The 15,623-nt window shown below is 36.4% G+C and carries 15 protein-coding genes; 4 read left to right on the top strand and 11 right to left on the bottom strand.

From position 1 onward, the window contains the following. Nucleotides 1-12: 12 nt before the first annotated feature. The gene (locus LV704_RS14280; protein WP_163422959.1) at nt 13-3,459 is read right to left on the bottom strand and encodes a methylmalonyl-CoA mutase family protein; all 3,447 of its coding nucleotides are present in this window, start codon (nt 3,457-3,459) and stop codon (nt 13-15) included. 142 nt (nt 3,460-3,601) lie between these two features. Here LV704_RS14280 and purU point away from each other — a divergent pair, with 142 nt between their 5' ends. The 3 genes from purU (at nt 3,602) to LV704_RS14265 (ending at nt 7,113) form a co-directional block, all read left to right on the top strand. Next, nucleotides 3,602-4,450: a formyltetrahydrofolate deformylase gene (purU, locus tag LV704_RS14275; protein ID WP_163422958.1), complete on the top strand. Its 849-nt coding sequence runs from the start codon at nt 3,602-3,604 to the stop codon at nt 4,448-4,450. Between the two features lie 69 nt (nt 4,451-4,519). After that, nucleotides 4,520-5,224: a DUF4197 domain-containing protein gene (locus tag LV704_RS14270; protein ID WP_163422957.1), complete on the top strand. Its 705-nt coding sequence runs from the start codon at nt 4,520-4,522 to the stop codon at nt 5,222-5,224. A 365-nt stretch (nt 5,225-5,589) separates the two neighbouring features. Further along, the gene (locus LV704_RS14265; protein WP_163422956.1) at nt 5,590-7,113 is read left to right on the top strand and encodes an AraC family transcriptional regulator; all 1,524 of its coding nucleotides are present in this window, start codon (nt 5,590-5,592) and stop codon (nt 7,111-7,113) included. Between the two features lie 178 nt (nt 7,114-7,291). On the opposite strand, the gene LV704_RS14260 is transcribed toward LV704_RS14265, so the two are convergent. Beyond that, a complete protein-coding gene (locus LV704_RS14260; RefSeq protein ID WP_163422955.1) occupies nt 7,292-7,798 on the bottom strand; it encodes a hypothetical protein in 507 nt (168 codons plus the stop codon). A gap of 6 nt (nt 7,799-7,804) precedes the next feature. Next, on the bottom strand, nt 7,805-8,587 hold the full coding sequence (locus tag LV704_RS14255) for an alpha/beta fold hydrolase (RefSeq protein ID WP_163422954.1): 783 nt from the start codon (nt 8,585-8,587) through the stop codon (nt 7,805-7,807). Nucleotides 8,588-8,764: 177 nt separating this feature from the next. Here LV704_RS14255 and LV704_RS14250 point away from each other — a divergent pair, with 177 nt between their 5' ends. Then, nucleotides 8,765-8,959: a hypothetical protein gene (locus LV704_RS14250; protein WP_163422953.1), complete on the top strand. Its 195-nt coding sequence runs from the start codon at nt 8,765-8,767 to the stop codon at nt 8,957-8,959. 8 nt (nt 8,960-8,967) lie between these two features. On the opposite strand, the gene pyrF is transcribed toward LV704_RS14250, so the two are convergent. The 8 genes from pyrF to LV704_RS14210 all read right to left on the bottom strand — a co-directional run bounded on the left by pyrF (nt 8,968) and on the right by LV704_RS14210 (nt 15,607). Then, nucleotides 8,968-9,786: an orotidine-5'-phosphate decarboxylase gene (gene pyrF, locus LV704_RS14245; RefSeq protein ID WP_163422952.1), complete on the bottom strand. Its 819-nt coding sequence runs from the start codon at nt 9,784-9,786 to the stop codon at nt 8,968-8,970. Nucleotides 9,787-9,789: 3 nt separating this feature from the next. Beyond that, nucleotides 9,790-10,866 carry a peptide chain release factor 1 gene (prfA, locus tag LV704_RS14240; protein WP_163422951.1) on the bottom strand — a complete coding sequence of 359 codons (1,077 nt, stop codon included), beginning with the start codon at nt 10,864-10,866 and terminating at the stop codon, nt 9,790-9,792. Nucleotides 10,867-10,933: 67 nt separating this feature from the next. Next, a complete protein-coding gene (locus LV704_RS14235; RefSeq protein WP_370636031.1) occupies nt 10,934-12,229 on the bottom strand; it encodes a DUF3570 domain-containing protein in 1,296 nt (431 codons plus the stop codon). Between the two features lie 25 nt (nt 12,230-12,254). Then, the gene (locus LV704_RS14230; RefSeq protein WP_163422949.1) at nt 12,255-12,464 is read right to left on the bottom strand and encodes a DUF4266 domain-containing protein; all 210 of its coding nucleotides are present in this window, start codon (nt 12,462-12,464) and stop codon (nt 12,255-12,257) included. A gap of 9 nt (nt 12,465-12,473) precedes the next feature. Further along, nucleotides 12,474-13,469: an FAD:protein FMN transferase gene (locus tag LV704_RS14225; protein WP_163422948.1), complete on the bottom strand. Its 996-nt coding sequence runs from the start codon at nt 13,467-13,469 to the stop codon at nt 12,474-12,476. Then, nucleotides 13,466-13,903 (bottom strand): thioredoxin family protein, encoded by a 438-nt coding sequence (locus tag LV704_RS14220; RefSeq protein ID WP_163422947.1) that lies wholly within the window; start codon nt 13,901-13,903, stop codon nt 13,466-13,468. The genes LV704_RS14225 and LV704_RS14220 overlap by 4 nt, the downstream gene beginning before the upstream one ends. A gap of 23 nt (nt 13,904-13,926) precedes the next feature. Next, complete coding sequence (locus tag LV704_RS14215; RefSeq protein WP_163422946.1) at nt 13,927-14,382, bottom strand: ubiquinol-cytochrome c reductase iron-sulfur subunit; 456 nt, start codon at nt 14,380-14,382, stop codon at nt 13,927-13,929. Nucleotides 14,383-14,428: 46 nt separating this feature from the next. Then, complete coding sequence (locus LV704_RS14210) at nt 14,429-15,607, bottom strand: AIR synthase related protein (RefSeq protein ID WP_163422945.1); 1,179 nt, start codon at nt 15,605-15,607, stop codon at nt 14,429-14,431. Between the last annotated feature and the right edge of the window lie 16 nt (nt 15,608-15,623).

Raw genomic sequence — 15,623 nt, 5'->3', positions numbered from 1 at the left:
TCTTTAAAAACACTACATATTACGCCTATACTGCCCACCAACTTGAAACAATGCTTTTGTAATCTGTCCCAATGAGCTGTATTTAGTCACTTCCATTAGTTTTTCAAAAAGATTTTCATTTTTTATTGCAGTCTGCTGAAGTTCCTCTAACTGTCTTTCCGCTTCCTCCCTGTTGCGAACTTGTAGGTTCTGCAATGTTTCTATCTGATTTTTCTTTTCATCTTCTGTAGCTCTAATAACTTCTGCAGGGAGTATCGTAGGCGACCCTTTGGAGCTTAAAAAAGTGTTCACTCCTATTATGGGATATTCCCCAGAATGTTTCAGGGTTTCATAGTGTAAACTTTCTTCTTGAATTTTTGAACGCTGGTACATGGTCTCCATTGCTCCTAAAACTCCACCACGTTCTGTGATTCTATCAAACTCCAACAAAACAGCTTCTTCCACCAGATCTGTTAATTCCTCAATAATAAATGAACCTTGCAGCGGGTTCTCATTTTTGGCCAACCCTAATTCCTTATTAATAATCAACTGGATTGCCATGGCCCTTCTAACAGATTCTTCCGTAGGTGTTGTAATTGCCTCATCATAAGCGTTGGTATGGAGAGAATTACAATTATCATAAATAGCATAAAGCGCTTGAAGCGTGGTTCTTATATCATTGAAATCAATTTCCTGGGCATGTAAACTCCTACCAGATGTTTGAATATGGTATTTCAACATTTGTGCTCTTGAGTCTGCAGCATATTTCTCTTTCATCGCTTTTGCCCAAATCTTTCTTGCTACTCTTCCTATTACTGCATATTCTGGGTCTACTCCATTGGAAAAAAAGAATGACAGGTTTGGACCAAACTTGTTGATGTCCATTCCTCTACTTAAATAATACTCTACATAAGTGAACCCATTTGATAAAGTAAATGCTAATTGGGTAATAGGGTTTGCTCCCGCTTCGGCAATATGGTACCCAGAAATTGAAACGGAGTAGAAATTACGAACCTGATGTTCTATAAAATATTCTTGAACATCACCCATTAACCTCAATGCAAACTCTGTAGAAAATATACACGTATTCTGTGCTTGATCTTCTTTTAAAATATCTGCCTGTACAGTCCCTCTAACTTGGTTCAGTGTATTCTTTCTTATCTCATCATATACAGGTTTTGACAAAACCTGATCTCCCGTTACACCCAGAAGCATAAGGCCTAAACCATCGTTCCCTTTGGGAAGTTCACCTAAATAGGAAGGTCTTTTAGTTTTTTTCTGTTTGAAAATAGAGTCGATTTTTTGATCAATTTCTTTTTCTAGACCTTTTTCCTTGATATACTTTTCGCAATTTTGATCAATGGCGGCATTCATGAAAAATGCCAATAGCATTGGTGCTGGACCATTTATGGTCATACTTACCGAAGTCATTGGATCGCTTAAATCAAAACCAGAGTATAATTTTTTGGCATCGTCCAAACAGCAGATAGAAACTCCCGCATTTCCTATTTTACCATAGATATCTGGTCTATGATCTGGATCATTTCCGTAAAGGGTCACAGAATCAAAAGCCGTGGAAAGCCTTTTTGCCGGCATATCTAAGCTTACATAATGAAAACGTCTGTTTGTACGCTCCGGGCCACCTTCTCCAGCAAACATTCTTGTTGGATCCTCACCCACCCTTTTAAAAGGATACAATCCTGATGAATACGGAAATTCACCTGGTACATTTTCTTGTAGACTCCATCTAAGTATATCTCCCCAAGCTTCATATTTTGGCAATGCGACTTTAGGTATTTTACTATGAGAAAGCGATTCTGTATGCGTTTTAATCTTTACTTCCTTGCCTCTTACCTTAAAGGAATAAACTTCAGATTTATATCGATCTACTTTTTCTTGCCATTTTAAAATGGATTCCCAATGATGGGGATCCAGATTCATTTTTACTTTATCAAATTGTGCAAACAATAGCTTTGCGAACGGGATTTCTTCATTTGGAAGCTGTTTCAGGATTGTATCACTATCAAGTCCTGACTTTATTAAATAAGGTTTATCACTCTCGCTCGGGATAATAGACAAAATCGTTTGGTGAATACCAAATAACTTTTGAGCCACCATAACTTGATCATCAACTCTTTTATCATAAGCTCTATTACTTTCTGCTATTTCAGATAAATATCTTGTTCTTGCTGGAGGAATAACAAATATTTTCTCGGCCATTTCATTGGTCACCTCAAAATTTGAAAGCAACTTTGATTCAGCTTTTGAAACCAAGGTATCCATCACAACTTTATAAAGTCTGTTCATACCAGGGTCGTTAAATTGTGATGCAATTGTTCCAAAAATGGGCAAATCATCTTGGCTAACATCCCACAATCCATGGTTACGCATATATTGCTTTTTCACATCGCGCAAAGCATCCAAAGCTCCTCTTTTATCAAATTTGTTTATCGCCACGACATCTGCAAAGTCCAGCATATCTATTTTTTCAAGTTGAGTGGCTGCTCCAAATTCAGGAGTCATTACATATAACGAAACATCACTATGCTCTAAAATTTCTGTATCTGACTGACCAATACCAGAGGTCTCAAGGATTATCAAATCAAAACTGGCGGCCTTAAGAACCTGAACGGCTTCGGCCACATGTTTGGATAGCGCCAAATTGGACTGCCTTGTAGCCAGAGAACGCATGTAAACCCTATCATTATTAATAGCATTCATTCTGATTCGGTCACCCAATAATGCCCCTCCCGTTTTTCTCTTGGAAGGATCTACTGAAATAATCCCAATATGTTTCTCTGGAAAATCACTCAAAAACCTCCTGACCAACTCATCCACTAAACTGGATTTTCCAGCCCCACCAGTTCCCGTTATTCCGAGGACCGGAACTTTTTGGTGTACCTTATTTACATCGTCTTCGTATTTCTCAAAAGCTTCGTGTCTATTTTCTGCCAAAGAAATAAGCCTAGCTATTGTATTTTCCTGCTTCTCTAAAAGCAATTTGGACAGCTTGACTCCTTTAGGTATTACCAAGTTGGGAACCTCTGTGTCACAACGTTGTACCAAATCATTGATCATCCCCTGAAGGCCCATTTCTCTTCCGTCATCAGGTGAATAGATACGTTCTATCCCATAATCCATCAAATCCTTGATCTCTTCTGGAAGGATTACCCCTCCTCCTCCTCCAAAAACCTTAATATGTTCTGCGCCTTTTTCTTTGAGCAAATCTAACATATACCTAAAGTATTCATTATGTCCTCCTTGATAAGAAGTCATTGCTATTGCATTGGCATCTTCTTGTATAGCACAATTAACAACCTCCGCCACACTTCTATCATGACCCAAATGAATTACTTCAACTCCCGTAGATTGTATTATCCGTCTCATGATATTGATAGCGGCATCATGACCATCAAACAACGAAGCAGCAGTAACAATTCTAATTTTGTTTTTAGGCTGATAGGGCTTGGATTGTTCCATTGATAATAAAGGGTCTATTTTAGGTATGCAATTTACGGAAAATGCAACATATAATTGATTTTGATTAGAATTTTATAAAAATCAACATGGCTTTGAGTTACTTTTTTTGAATATCATAATTTTACTTGGTCAAACATTCATCATGAAACTTACCATTCGCATTCATTGTCCCGATCAATCTGGAATTATAAGTTCAGTTACCCAATTTGTTCACGAAAAAAATGGCAATATTATTTACTTGGACCAACATGTTGACAAAGAGGCTGGCGTATTTTTTATGAGGCTGGAAAGTGAATTTGAAGATGAAATCAACTTATCAGTTTTCAAACAGCAATTTGAACAAAAACTGGCGGAAAATTATAAAATGAAGTGGGGCATGCACCTGGATGGGGAAAAGCCCAAAATGGCCATTTTTGTATCCAAATACAATCATTGTATTTATGATCTGTTAAGCAGGTATCATTCAGGAGAATTATTGGTAGATATTCCATTTATAATAAGCAATCATCAAGATTTGGAATACATAGCAGATCAGTTTCAAATTCCTTATTATCACATCCCTGTCACCAAAGAAACCAAAACCTTAGCAGAGGAAAAACAATTGAACCTTTTAAAGGAGTATAAGGTTGACTTTATTGTTCTGGCAAGGTATATGCAAATTCTATCTCCACAAGTGATTGATGTTTACCCGCAAAAAATAATAAATATCCATCATTCTTTTTTACCCGCTTTTGCAGGAGCAAAGCCATACCATGCGGCTTTTGAGAGAGGCGTAAAGATTATTGGCGCCACAAGTCATTATGTAACCGCAGAATTGGATGCCGGACCAATCATTGAACAGGATGTTACTGCCGTATCACACTCGCATTCCATCAAAGATTTTATAACAAAAGGTAGGGACTTGGAAAAAATTGTGCTTTCGCGAGCTGTTCAGCTTCATGTTGCCAGAAAAACAATTGTCTACAATAACAAAACCGTGATTTTTTCTTAAAAAACTTCTGAGAAAATTCTATTTCTTCCGCTTTAGCAGTAAATTCACTTTAACTATAAAAACATAAACATGAAACGAATACTGCTATGCTTAATGGTATTTCAACTTGTGGGTTGTGCTGAATTGCAACAAGTTGTAAATCAATTACCACAAGGAACAACAGGTATTGGAAATGCTGAAATAGCGCAAGGACTTCGAGATGCACTTAATCTTGGCATAGAGAAACAGGTAAACAAATTGACCTTAAAAGATGGTTTTTTTAGAAATGAACTTGTCAAAATTTTATTGCCAGAAGAGTTAAAGAAAGTTGATAAAACACTTAGAGATATAGGCTTGGGCAATTTAGCGGATGAAGGACTCCGTGTACTTAACAGAGCTGCAGAAGACGCAGTTAAAGAAGCCACCCCCATTTTTGTTGATGCCGTAAAGAGTATAACATTTAATGATGCCAAACAAATCTTAGTAGGGAATGACAATGCTGCAACATCTTACTTGGAACAATCTACCAAAGCTAAGCTATATGATAAATTTAATCCGGTGATTAAAAATTCGTTTGCAAAAGTTGGTGCAGATCAAATTTGGAATAATCTTATCTCCAGATACAACAAACTTCCATTAACTAATGATGTAAATCCAGATTTAACAGATTATACCACCCAACAAGCTTTGAATGGAGTTTATACAATGATTGCTATTGAAGAAAAGGAAATTAGGACTAAAATTTCATCAAGAACAACAGAATTGTTAAAAAAGGTCTTTGCTTTGCAAGATTAATTATAATTTTTTCTTAATTATGCAATAACGATGCAGTTTAATCGTTATTATCTCAAATAAAAAGAGAAAATTATAACAAAATCCTAAAGTTAAATTAACCTTGGTAAAAAGGTTGTTTTAGAATTTTGCAACAAATTATCTGAGTTAGCATTTTTTTGAGTTAGTTAGTTTAAACCGGTGTTCTCACCGGTTTTTTCGTCTCTTACAACTAACTATCAATCAGCACCTTATTAACCATCTTTTGTGCAGTAAAAAAATTACCCAAAAGGTAAACTATTATCGGGAGTTACGTTTTTTAAGATTTATTTAACATTTCGAGTTTGTTAAATCAGTAATTTCAAAGTAAGCTAATTCACTAACTTAAAATGAGAAAGTCAGGTTTACTTGTTTTTCTGTTTTTCCTATCATGTATGTCATGCATTGCAAAGACCTACAATAATGATGGCGAATTTGCAGATGAATTAGCTCCTCTTGTACTTCAGGATTCTTTAGAATGGGCAGATTATTATTACAACATCCACAGATACAAAAAAGCTATTTCCATTTATGAAAAGAATTTGAACAACCCGAATACCGAAAGAACCCATATCCTTAAAAAAATAGCCTTAAGTGAAGCTGCGCTGGAGCATCCATCCAAGTCCACAGCAACTTTAAATGACTATCTACAATTGGACTTTAATCCAAATTTTCTTTTGAATGAAGGTTTTGACCCTATAAGAGAGAGTAAAGAGTTTAAAAATATATCCGATATTGTTATACCAAGGGTTACTACGTGGTCCTTGTTATATTTGTTTGTTGCAGTAATAGGGTTTTACGTTGTTCTATTAATTGTTTTAAATAAACAAATACATCCCACCTCCAGATTTTTAATTGCGTTATTTATTTTTATCCATTCCTTTTTTATTTTACATATATCCATTAACAGGGCAAATTATTTCTTTGAATATCCGCATACATATCTAATGTCTACCTGGGCTTCTTTTTTATATGGTCCTTTATTGTATTTCTATTTTAAGAACACTTCTCAGAAATATGCATTTAAGGCATTGGATGTATTGCATCTAATACCTACAATAATATTGCTAGCTTACCTTGCAATAAACGTTTATTCGTTTTCAGGAGCAAACAAAATTCATCTAATGCTGAGTAGAATTCAGGAGGGACTAAACCCACAAGATTCCAGTAAACTGGCACTATTGGTGGTTTTAAAAATTATTTCCCTCACCGTTTACGGTTACTTTATTAGAAAAGTTTACCTAAAAAGCAAAAGAGAGAAACTTCTAGGGTCAAAGAACCAAATATGGCAAAAAAATGTATACCACATACATATATTCTATGTGTTAACATATACAGCCTACGGCATTGTAATAATGAATGGTTTTAAAAATGGAGTTTTGTTTGACGCTTCTGTTGCTGCCATGGCCTTAATGGTCATTTATGTGGGTTATTCCGCCAACATACAACCAGATGTTTTTAGTGGAGCTTATGCTTACACAAACAGATTGTTTCCTAAGTACGAAAAATCTGGATTGACACCTAGTCTCTCCCATGAGCTTAAGGAAAACCTATTACATCTTTTTGCAGTTGACAAGATTTATAAGGAAAATAACATAAGCCTGGATATGGTGGCGCAAAAATTAAATACCACACGGCACAATGCATCGCAAATAATAAACGAGCATTTTAATGTCAGCTTTCATGAATTTGTAAACCTGTATCGAATTAAGGAGGCAAAACAATTGCTCATAGATGACAAATCCAGAAGATTAAATATCATCAATGTGGCTTATGAGGTTGGCTACAACAATAAGGTCACTTTCAATAAAGCATTTAAAAAGGACACTCAACTTACTCCAAGTCAGTATCAAAGAAATGTAGTTAGCGCTTAACTATAAAAACAGGTAAACTTAAATCGGTAAGGTAAAGGTTTATAAGGCATTGCTCCAGAACCTGTAGTTTCAACTATATTAAACCATAAAACAGTCCATTAGAATACTTTATAAAGATTCTTCAGTTTCATTTTAGGGTACATATTTGAATTAGTCATCAATACGCTATTGGACTGTTTTACTTTTTCTTGTACAATCCGTCAAAAGCGGTATTAGCAACCTTGTCACCCTGAAGTATTTCCCAAAGTTGTCTTACAGTTCCATCGTCATTCTTGGTCCATGTAATTCTATTTACATAGTTTTTACCATCTTCCTTAGTAAACTCATCTGAAGATAATATCATTTGATTCCCAACCCTGTTTCCTTTAAGTTTTAGGTATGTTCCAGCATTATCAATCCAAAGTTGCTCCCATTGTTTGGTTGTTGTATTGAAAAAGTTAAGACTTGTTCCGGTAAAACCAGAACTAGCACTGGTCCAATTTTCTCGAATGACACAATCCCCCTCCTCTTTGCTAATTTTACTGGTTCCAGCTGCTGCACCATTATTTGAATTGGTAACATCCCATTCCCCTATCCAAAAATCAAAGGATGAATGCTCCGCGGAACAACAAGTGCATGGATTATTATTTTGGGCATTCGTAAAAAAAGAAGCAAAGAATACTAACACTAAAAATAACTTTTTCATGTTCAACTATTTTACGTTTTGTAAATAACCAATCACTTCCTCATTAAATATCATTGGTTCTTCAACATTAACCACATGTCCACAGTTTTCAATTACAAATAAGGTTGAGGTAACATGTGAATTGACCACTTTTCTAATTGTTGGCAGAAACAGGTAATCTTCTGCTCCCATTATGTAGAACGTAGGGATTTTGACATCCACCGCTCTAAAGAAACGCAGTAAAGGATTAATTTCAGACGTCAACTTAAACCACCTAATAAATTCTTTTTGATATAGTTTTTTGGCTTCCCTAACAAAGAGTGACCTAGACTCTCTATGATTTTTATTGGGCATAATTACAAACGCAAAAAATTTGTACAACCAGATATAGGGTACTATAGATTTAAAAATAACTCCCAACCTCATTAAAATTTGAGAACGAAGATTCAGCTTCATTATAGCTCCTCCCATTACCATGCTCCTAACTCTATCTGAATATTTTTCAGCTAAATTTCTAATCAGAATTGTACCTAAGGATATTCCAATAAAATGAGATGCTTTTACCTTCTCATGGTCTAGAACTTCAATTATATCTGCGGTTATAGAATCAAAAGTATATTTATCGCTAAATGCATCTTTAATATTAGGCTTAGAATTGCCATGCCCCCTTAAATCCAATAGGAGTATATTAAAATGTTTTTTGAAATCTCTTATTTGTTTGTACCAAATGGTAGAACTTCCTCCTGCCCCATGAACAAATGTGACCCATTCTTTTGATGTTTTGTGCTGATATTTTGTATAGTGAAGCAATGCCTTTTTTTATAAATGTACGTTAATTTTTTACTTAGAAACGGCCAGGTTTCTACCCCAGACGGGCGAATTTAGTTAAATTTTAGATAAAGTACCTGATTTCTAGATGTATACACTCCTTCCTCATAGTCCACAGCCTTGTTTTCAACGTATCTTTGTTATAACAAATCTTGTAAAATGAAAAATCAATATTGTAGAGTTGGAGCAGTCACTCCAATTACCTGCGGAAATCAGGCCGTGTCAATTTTAGAGTTCAGGTATCAAAGTTTTATTGAAAAAGCTACTGATGCCACTTATATGGACACCAATTTAGGCGAATTTTTTAAGAGAAAAGCTCAAGGAATTAAAAGAATATTAGAGAACTTAGGTTAAGCTACTCATTATAACTTACCTAATTCAATCTCCATTTCTTGTTGTATATTTCTCGCTTTATTAGCTGCAACTTCAGCAAAATCTTCCCCCTGAGAAGCATATAATATGCCTCTTGAAGAATTTACAAGTAGCCCTACATTTTTAGTCATACCATATTTACAGACTTCCTGTAGATTGCCCCCTTGTGCCCCTACTCCAGGAACCAGTAAAAAGCTATCAGGAACAATCTGTCTTACTTCCTCTAAATGTGATGCTTTGGTTGCTCCAACCACATACATTAAATTATCGGAGTTCTTGTATGTCTTGGACGTTTCTAAAACCTCCTTGTACAATTCATGATCGCCCACTTTTTTAGTCTGAAAATCAAAAGCTCCTTGATTGGAGGTTAAAGCCAACAAAATAGTATGCTTATTTTCAAATTCTAAGAATGGCTCAACAGAATCTCTACCCATATATGGAGCTATAGTGATAGAGTCAAAATTCAGCGTTTCAAAAAATGCCTTGGCGTATCTAGTAGATGTATTCCCAATATCACCCCTTTTGGCGTCCGCAATAGTAAATATCCCAGGATGCTTTTCATTCAAATACTCCATTGTTTTTTCCAAGGACTTCCATCCTTGCAGGCCGTATGCTTCATAAAAAGCAATATTGGGTTTGTAAGCAACGCAGAATTGGTGTGTTGCATCTATAATTGCTTTATTGAATGAAAAAATTGGATCTTCACCTTTAAGCAAATGCTTGGGTATTTTGGCTAAATCAGTATCCAGACCAACACATAGAAAGGATTTTTTTTCAAAAATTTGGCCAACTAGATTTTGAGCGGTCATAAATTAAAAAATCTCAGATGCTTCTTTCAGTTTCTCCGTATTTTCCACCAACATCAATTCGTCAATAATTTTTTGAACATCTCCATTGATTATATTCTGTAAATCATAAAGAGTTAGTCCTATTCTATGATCTGTAACCCTACCTTGGGGGTAATTATAAGTCCTAATTTTTGCAGAACGGTCGCCACTGCTCACTTGGGAATTACGCTTAGCGGCATCTTCTTCCTGTTTTTTGGCCAATTCTAAATCATACAGCCTTGAACGTAATACCTTAAAAGCTTTTTCCTTGTTCTTATGCTGTGATTTTTGATCCTGACATTGTGCTACCAAACCAGTAGGAACGTGGGTTAGACGAACAGCCGAATAGGTTGTATTAACGGATTGCCCTCCTGGTCCAGAAGAACAGAAAAAATCAATCCGAACATCTTTTGGGTCAATTTGGACATCAAAATCCTCCGCTTCCGGAATAACCATCACGGTTGCTGCACTGGTATGCACCCTACCCTGGGTTTCTGTCTGTGGAACGCGTTGCACACGATGTACGCCCGCTTCAAACTTAAGTGTACCATAAACGTCCTCTCCAGAGACTTCAAAATGAATTTCCTTGTACCCGCCGCTAGTTCCTTCGCTTAAATCCATAATATTGGTCTTCCATCCTTTGGACTCACAATATTTTGCATACATACGGTATAGATCACCCGCAAAAATACTAGCTTCATCACCTCCAGTTCCTGCCCTAATCTCCATCACCACATTCTTCTCATCTTCAGGGTCTTTGGGTATGAGCAAAAGTTTTATTTCTTCTTCCAACTTTGGAAGCCCGCTTTTGGCCTCATCCAACTGCATTTTGGCCATTTCCAACATTTCCGCATCACTACCATCTGCTATAATCTCTTCTGCTTCGGCAATATTGTTGGTAAAAGCTATATACTCATCCCGCTTATCCACAAGTACTTTAAGATCCTTGTACTCCTTGTTAAGCTTTACATATCTTTTTTGGTCGGTAATGATATCTGGTTGAATAATAAGGTCAGAAACCTCATCAAAACGTTGTTTTACTATATTGAGCTTGTCTAGCATAAATCAATCCGCGTTAAGATTGCGAATTTACAATTTTTGATTGGATTCTATTTTTGGAATAAATCCGCTAGTTGCCCATAAAGGTAGCTCCAAGTGTGAGTATATATGCATCAAGACCATCACTTCTGTCGTACTTGTTAAAACGCAGATCAATAGTTTTTAATCCGAAGGTTAAAATCTTGGAATTGGCAAAGATATCCTTGTATTGAATTCCCATTCCATATTGATGCGCATCGTATTTAGACAGGTCATAGTCCGATGTATAAAAATCAAATGTAGAAATCGCATCTTCTTTTGCATAAAAATAGTCTGCAGCCGATTGTGTATAATACCGGTACGTTGGATATAGTGTAAATTTATCTGTTAACTTAAATGGTGCTTCTATACTTGCGGTATGCGAAGTAATTCCCCAATCATCCCAATAAAACCTATAATAGGACCGTAAAATCACGAGGTCATTTACATAATAATTCAACCTTCCTCCAAATGGAATTTTAAACCTGGTATCTGGCAGCCGCTCTACATCATCAGCAAGCTGAAAATCATCAATAAAAAAGTCTTCCGTATCTCCAAAATACACACGCTGAAACGGCGTACTCAATAATCCATTCTGAGATACCACATCCATAAAAAGAGCCCCTTGCAACTTCTTACTTAAGATTTGGGAAAAACTTAATGATACGGAGTATGAATTTCTGTTTTCTTTATCAAACACTGTAAAATTTGGGTTGTAAGCACCATTTCCAGTAATTCTATCATCAAAGAAGCCTTCACGCAATTCAATAGGATAAATAGCATTCCATTTATCTAAAAAGACATTACCGCTTAACGTGATTTCTGTATTCTTTTCATTGAAAAGCCTAGAGTAACTTCCCCCAAACCCAATTGAGAAATAGTCATATTCTGTTGAAAAGTAAGCGTTTGCACTCCAAATGGTATTCCTGTCTTCTGAACTATGCTGATAACTAGGGTTGATGTAGGCCAAAAGATCTTTTCTGGATTCACCTGAAGAAGCATCAAAGGGCGTGGCATTAATATTGCTACCATCCAAAGGGTTAACATTACTTGATGACGCCGAAGTATAAGCGGACAGTCCCACATCAACCGTAAGCACATCATTCTCATTCATTGGCATTCGCAACACTATAGTAGAAGTAGCATCCGTAAGTTCCTCCGTACCCTCTCCCCCTGTTACTGCAGCATTTTGCCCGTCCTGACTGTAATAACTAAAGAGCATATCTATTTCACTGGTTTCCAATACCCTTTTTTGATAGGATGTATTATGCTGCTGCGCTAATCCCAGAGAAACAATGAAGAAGAAAATAAGAGTGTATTTCGCTTTTAAAATCGTAAGTGGTTTCAAACAAGTAGTATTTGATTCAAAATGTTTAATTACAACCACAACCACCTCCTGTTTTACCCCCATTGGCCCCAGCTGAAGCTTCCCTATAAATTTGGAAATTCGTTTCAAAACGTTCAGATGTTTTAACACCCAATTGCATTTCAATGTCATTTAGGTAAACCTTGTCATATTCCCGCACAACCACACAGGAACTGGAAAATATTAACAGAGCGAATAAAAAAAGAAGTTTTCGCATATCTTAAATTTACTGATTTTTATCAAACAAGATTCCTGAACTTTTATGAATTTTGTTATCCGCATCCACAACAACAACCTCAACACCATCCATTTGATTAATGAGATGAATTCCACTATCCTTTCCCATTATAAAAACTGCGGTAGCCAGAGCATCACTTAATTCGGCATTTTTTGTGAATACGGAAACACTATTGACCCCTGTTGTAGGGTAACCCGTCCTTGGATCTATAATATGGGAATATTTTTTTCCGTTAAGGATAACATACTTTTCATAATTACCAGAGGTAGCGACTGAAGATTCCACCACTGGCAACCAGCTAAAGACTTTATCCTTGCTTAGTGGATTGGCAATGCCAATCAACCATTTTTCTCCAGTAACCTTTGTACCCCATGTTGTTAAATCTCCGGAGGCATTGATTACACCACCTTTCACTTGTTTAGATACCAAGAGTTCTTTTGCACGGTCGGCGGCATATCCCTTTCCAATTGCCCCAAAACCAATTCGCATTCCAGTTTCTGATAAATAAACGGTCTGTTCAACAGCATCAAGCAGTATTTTTTCATGACCAATTTTTGAAACTGACTGACGTAATTCGTCTTCCGTAGGCATACCTTTCATACTTCCATCGAACTTCCAAATATTGTCCATTGAAGCATAAGAAATATCAAAAGCGCCATCAGTGATTTCAGAAATCTTTTTTGCCCGTTCTACTAAATGAAAAAGCTCGGCAGACACCTTTACAGGTTTTACACCGGCATTTTTATTGATCATTGCGGTTTCTGAAGCATCATCCCAAGAAGATATTATTTTCTCTATCCGTTTAATCTCTGAAACAGCTTCATCAATATTTATATAGCCAATATCCTCATTGGGAGCTATCACGGTTATTTCAAACCGTGTACCCATGAGTTTTAATGTCCTTTTTACAGTAACATCTTCTTGCATTTGTCCTTTGGACAGCGTGCAAAGTAAGCTGCAAAAAAGGACTAGAAATGCTTTCATTTTATAAAATCATTCAACAAGGAAATGTATTCTTGTGGAGAGTTCTTTCTATTAAAACCTGTTTTCCCTAAAACCGATTTTTGTTTATCCATAACCACAACTAAAGGAAAATGTCCTTTAGGATTATATTGCTCAGCAAGGGATTTATTGGAGTTGAGTTTATCCTGTTGCAGTTGGTTTTTTTTCTTTTTGGGAAAATCCGCATTATACAAAACATAGTTGGCAGAAGCATATTTTTTAAAGTCCTCAGAATCCAAAATATTTCGTTTTAACCTAATACAAGGCGGACACCAATCTGAACCTGAAAATACTAAAACAATAGGTTTGTCTTCTTCATTGGCCAGCTTAACGGCATTATCAAAAGTATCTTGCCACTCTTGAGCCTGAATAGTACCAAAAAAAAGACAGAATGCTAAAAGCAATAGTTGTTTCATACGTTTAATCTTATAGTTTAATACTATTCAAAGACACGAAGCGTAGTTCCTGTAAGTTCAGTATTAAAAACTCGCAAAGGATTACTGGTAACTGAATTTAAAGGCGTTCCTGTTTGACTAAACCTTGAGCCATGTGTAGAACATCTGAATATTCCACCATCTTCTGAAATAAACCTTACTTCTTCTGTTTGTTGATGGCTACAAATTTGACTTGCCGCAATTAGATTCCCCTCAAGGTTTCTAGCAACAACAATATCTGTATAACCAAGGCTTTGAGAAGATTTTGCCAAGATAAACCCCCCGTTAGTGGCAAGAGGCGAAGCTTCAGCAGAATCCAAGTCCACCGTAAAATCCACTCCGTCCGGTTCTGGGAATTGTTCTAAATCTTCTGAATCACTAGAGCATCCATGTAAACAGGGGAATGCTAGGGCAAAGGCAGCACTTGCCCCTAGACTTTTTAAGAATTCTTTTCTTTCCATAGCGTGAGGTTTATAGAAAGAACGTTAAATTAAGCTGAATCGTATGCTAATATTCAAAGACTCCAAATTCACTTTTAATAGTTAATTTTTTGTGCTCTGCATTTTCCACACGCCCTACAATTTGCGCATCTACGTTGAAACTTTTTGAAATGGAAATGATATCGTCTGCAACTTGCTCATTTACATACAATTCCATTCGGTGGCCACAATTAAAAACTTGATACATTTCCTTCCAATCAGTACCAGATTGCTCTTGGATTAATTTGAACAAAGGAGGAATGGAAAACATGTTATCCTTAATAATATGCAGCTGCTCCACAAAGTGAAGGATTTTGGTCTGGGCACCTCCACTGCAATGCACCATTCCATGAATCTGTTCTGAAGAATATTTCTCTAAGATTTTTTTAATAATTGGAGCATAAGTTCTGGTGGGTGATAAAACCAATTTCCCGGCATTCAAAGAGGAATCAGGGACCTCATCTGTCAGCTTTGTATTGCCAGAATACACGAGTTCCTCTGGAACTGATTCATCAAAGCTTTCTGGGTACTTTTCAGCAAGGTATTTACCAAAAACATCGTGCCTAGCAGAGGTAAGTCCGTTGCTTCCCATTCCACCATTATATTCGGTTTCGTAAGTTGCCTGACCAAAAGATGCCAAACCAACGATAACATCGCCAGCTTTTATATTGGCATTGTCAATGACCTCATTTCTTTTGATGCGAGCAGTAACCGTAGAGTCAACGATAATCGTACGTACCAAATCCCCTACGTCTGCAGTTTCACCTCCTGTGGAATGAATGGTCATTCCATGTTTTTTTAAATCAGCGATCAATTCTTCTGTACCATTGATTATAGCCGAAATAACTTCGCCAGGAATCAAATTTTTGTTTCGCCCTATAGTCGAAGACAACATAATATTATCCACAGCACCAACACAGATTAAATCATCTATATTCATGACAAGCGCATCTTGGGCAATACCTTTCCAAACCGAAACGTCACCCGTTTCTTTCCAATACATATAGGCCAATGAAGATTTTGTGCCCGCTCCATCTGCATGCATAATCAAACAATGGTCTTGGCTACCTGTTAAATGGTCGGGAACTATTTTGCAAAAAGCTTTTGGGAAAAGACCTTTATCAATGTTTTTTATGGCATTGTGCACATCTTCTTTTGATGCAGAAACCCCTCGTTGGGCATATCTTTTACTATTGTCTGATGACATTGACTATATTTTGGAC

Source organism: Flagellimonas sp. CMM7, assembly GCF_021390195.1.
Classification (GTDB): domain Bacteria; phylum Bacteroidota; class Bacteroidia; order Flavobacteriales; family Flavobacteriaceae; genus Flagellimonas.
The sequence above is the reverse complement of the archived record's forward strand: the minus strand, read 5'-3'. Positions and strand labels throughout refer to the sequence as shown.

Excerpts from the sequence above, each read along its gene's own strand:
- LV704_RS14260 (WP_163422955.1), bottom strand. The coding sequence starts at position 7,798 with ATGAAAAAGTTATTTTTAGTGTTAGTATTCTTTGCTTCTTTTTTTACG.
- LV704_RS14265 (WP_163422956.1), top strand. The coding sequence starts at position 5,590 with ATGAGAAAGTCAGGTTTACTTGTTTTTCTGTTTTTCCTATCATGTATG.
- LV704_RS14280 (WP_163422959.1), bottom strand. The coding sequence starts at position 3,459 with ATGGAACAATCCAAGCCCTATCAGCCTAAAAACAAAATTAGAATTGTT.
- LV704_RS14220 (WP_163422947.1), bottom strand. The coding sequence starts at position 13,903 with ATGAAACAACTATTGCTTTTAGCATTCTGTCTTTTTTTTGGTACTATT.
- LV704_RS14225 (WP_163422948.1), bottom strand. The coding sequence starts at position 13,469 with ATGAAAGCATTTCTAGTCCTTTTTTGCAGCTTACTTTGCACGCTGTCC.
- LV704_RS14230 (WP_163422949.1), bottom strand. The coding sequence starts at position 12,464 with ATGCGAAAACTTCTTTTTTTATTCGCTCTGTTAATATTTTCCAGTTCC.
- prfA (WP_163422951.1), bottom strand. The coding sequence starts at position 10,866 with ATGCTAGACAAGCTCAATATAGTAAAACAACGTTTTGATGAGGTTTCT.
- LV704_RS14250 (WP_163422953.1), top strand. The coding sequence starts at position 8,765 with ATGAAAAATCAATATTGTAGAGTTGGAGCAGTCACTCCAATTACCTGC.
- pyrF (WP_163422952.1), bottom strand. The coding sequence starts at position 9,786 with ATGACCGCTCAAAATCTAGTTGGCCAAATTTTTGAAAAAAAATCCTTT.
- LV704_RS14270 (WP_163422957.1), top strand. The coding sequence starts at position 4,520 with ATGAAACGAATACTGCTATGCTTAATGGTATTTCAACTTGTGGGTTGT.
- LV704_RS14215 (WP_163422946.1), bottom strand. The coding sequence starts at position 14,382 with ATGGAAAGAAAAGAATTCTTAAAAAGTCTAGGGGCAAGTGCTGCCTTT.
- LV704_RS14210 (WP_163422945.1), bottom strand. The coding sequence starts at position 15,607 with ATGTCATCAGACAATAGTAAAAGATATGCCCAACGAGGGGTTTCTGCA.
- purU (WP_163422958.1), top strand. The coding sequence starts at position 3,602 with ATGAAACTTACCATTCGCATTCATTGTCCCGATCAATCTGGAATTATA.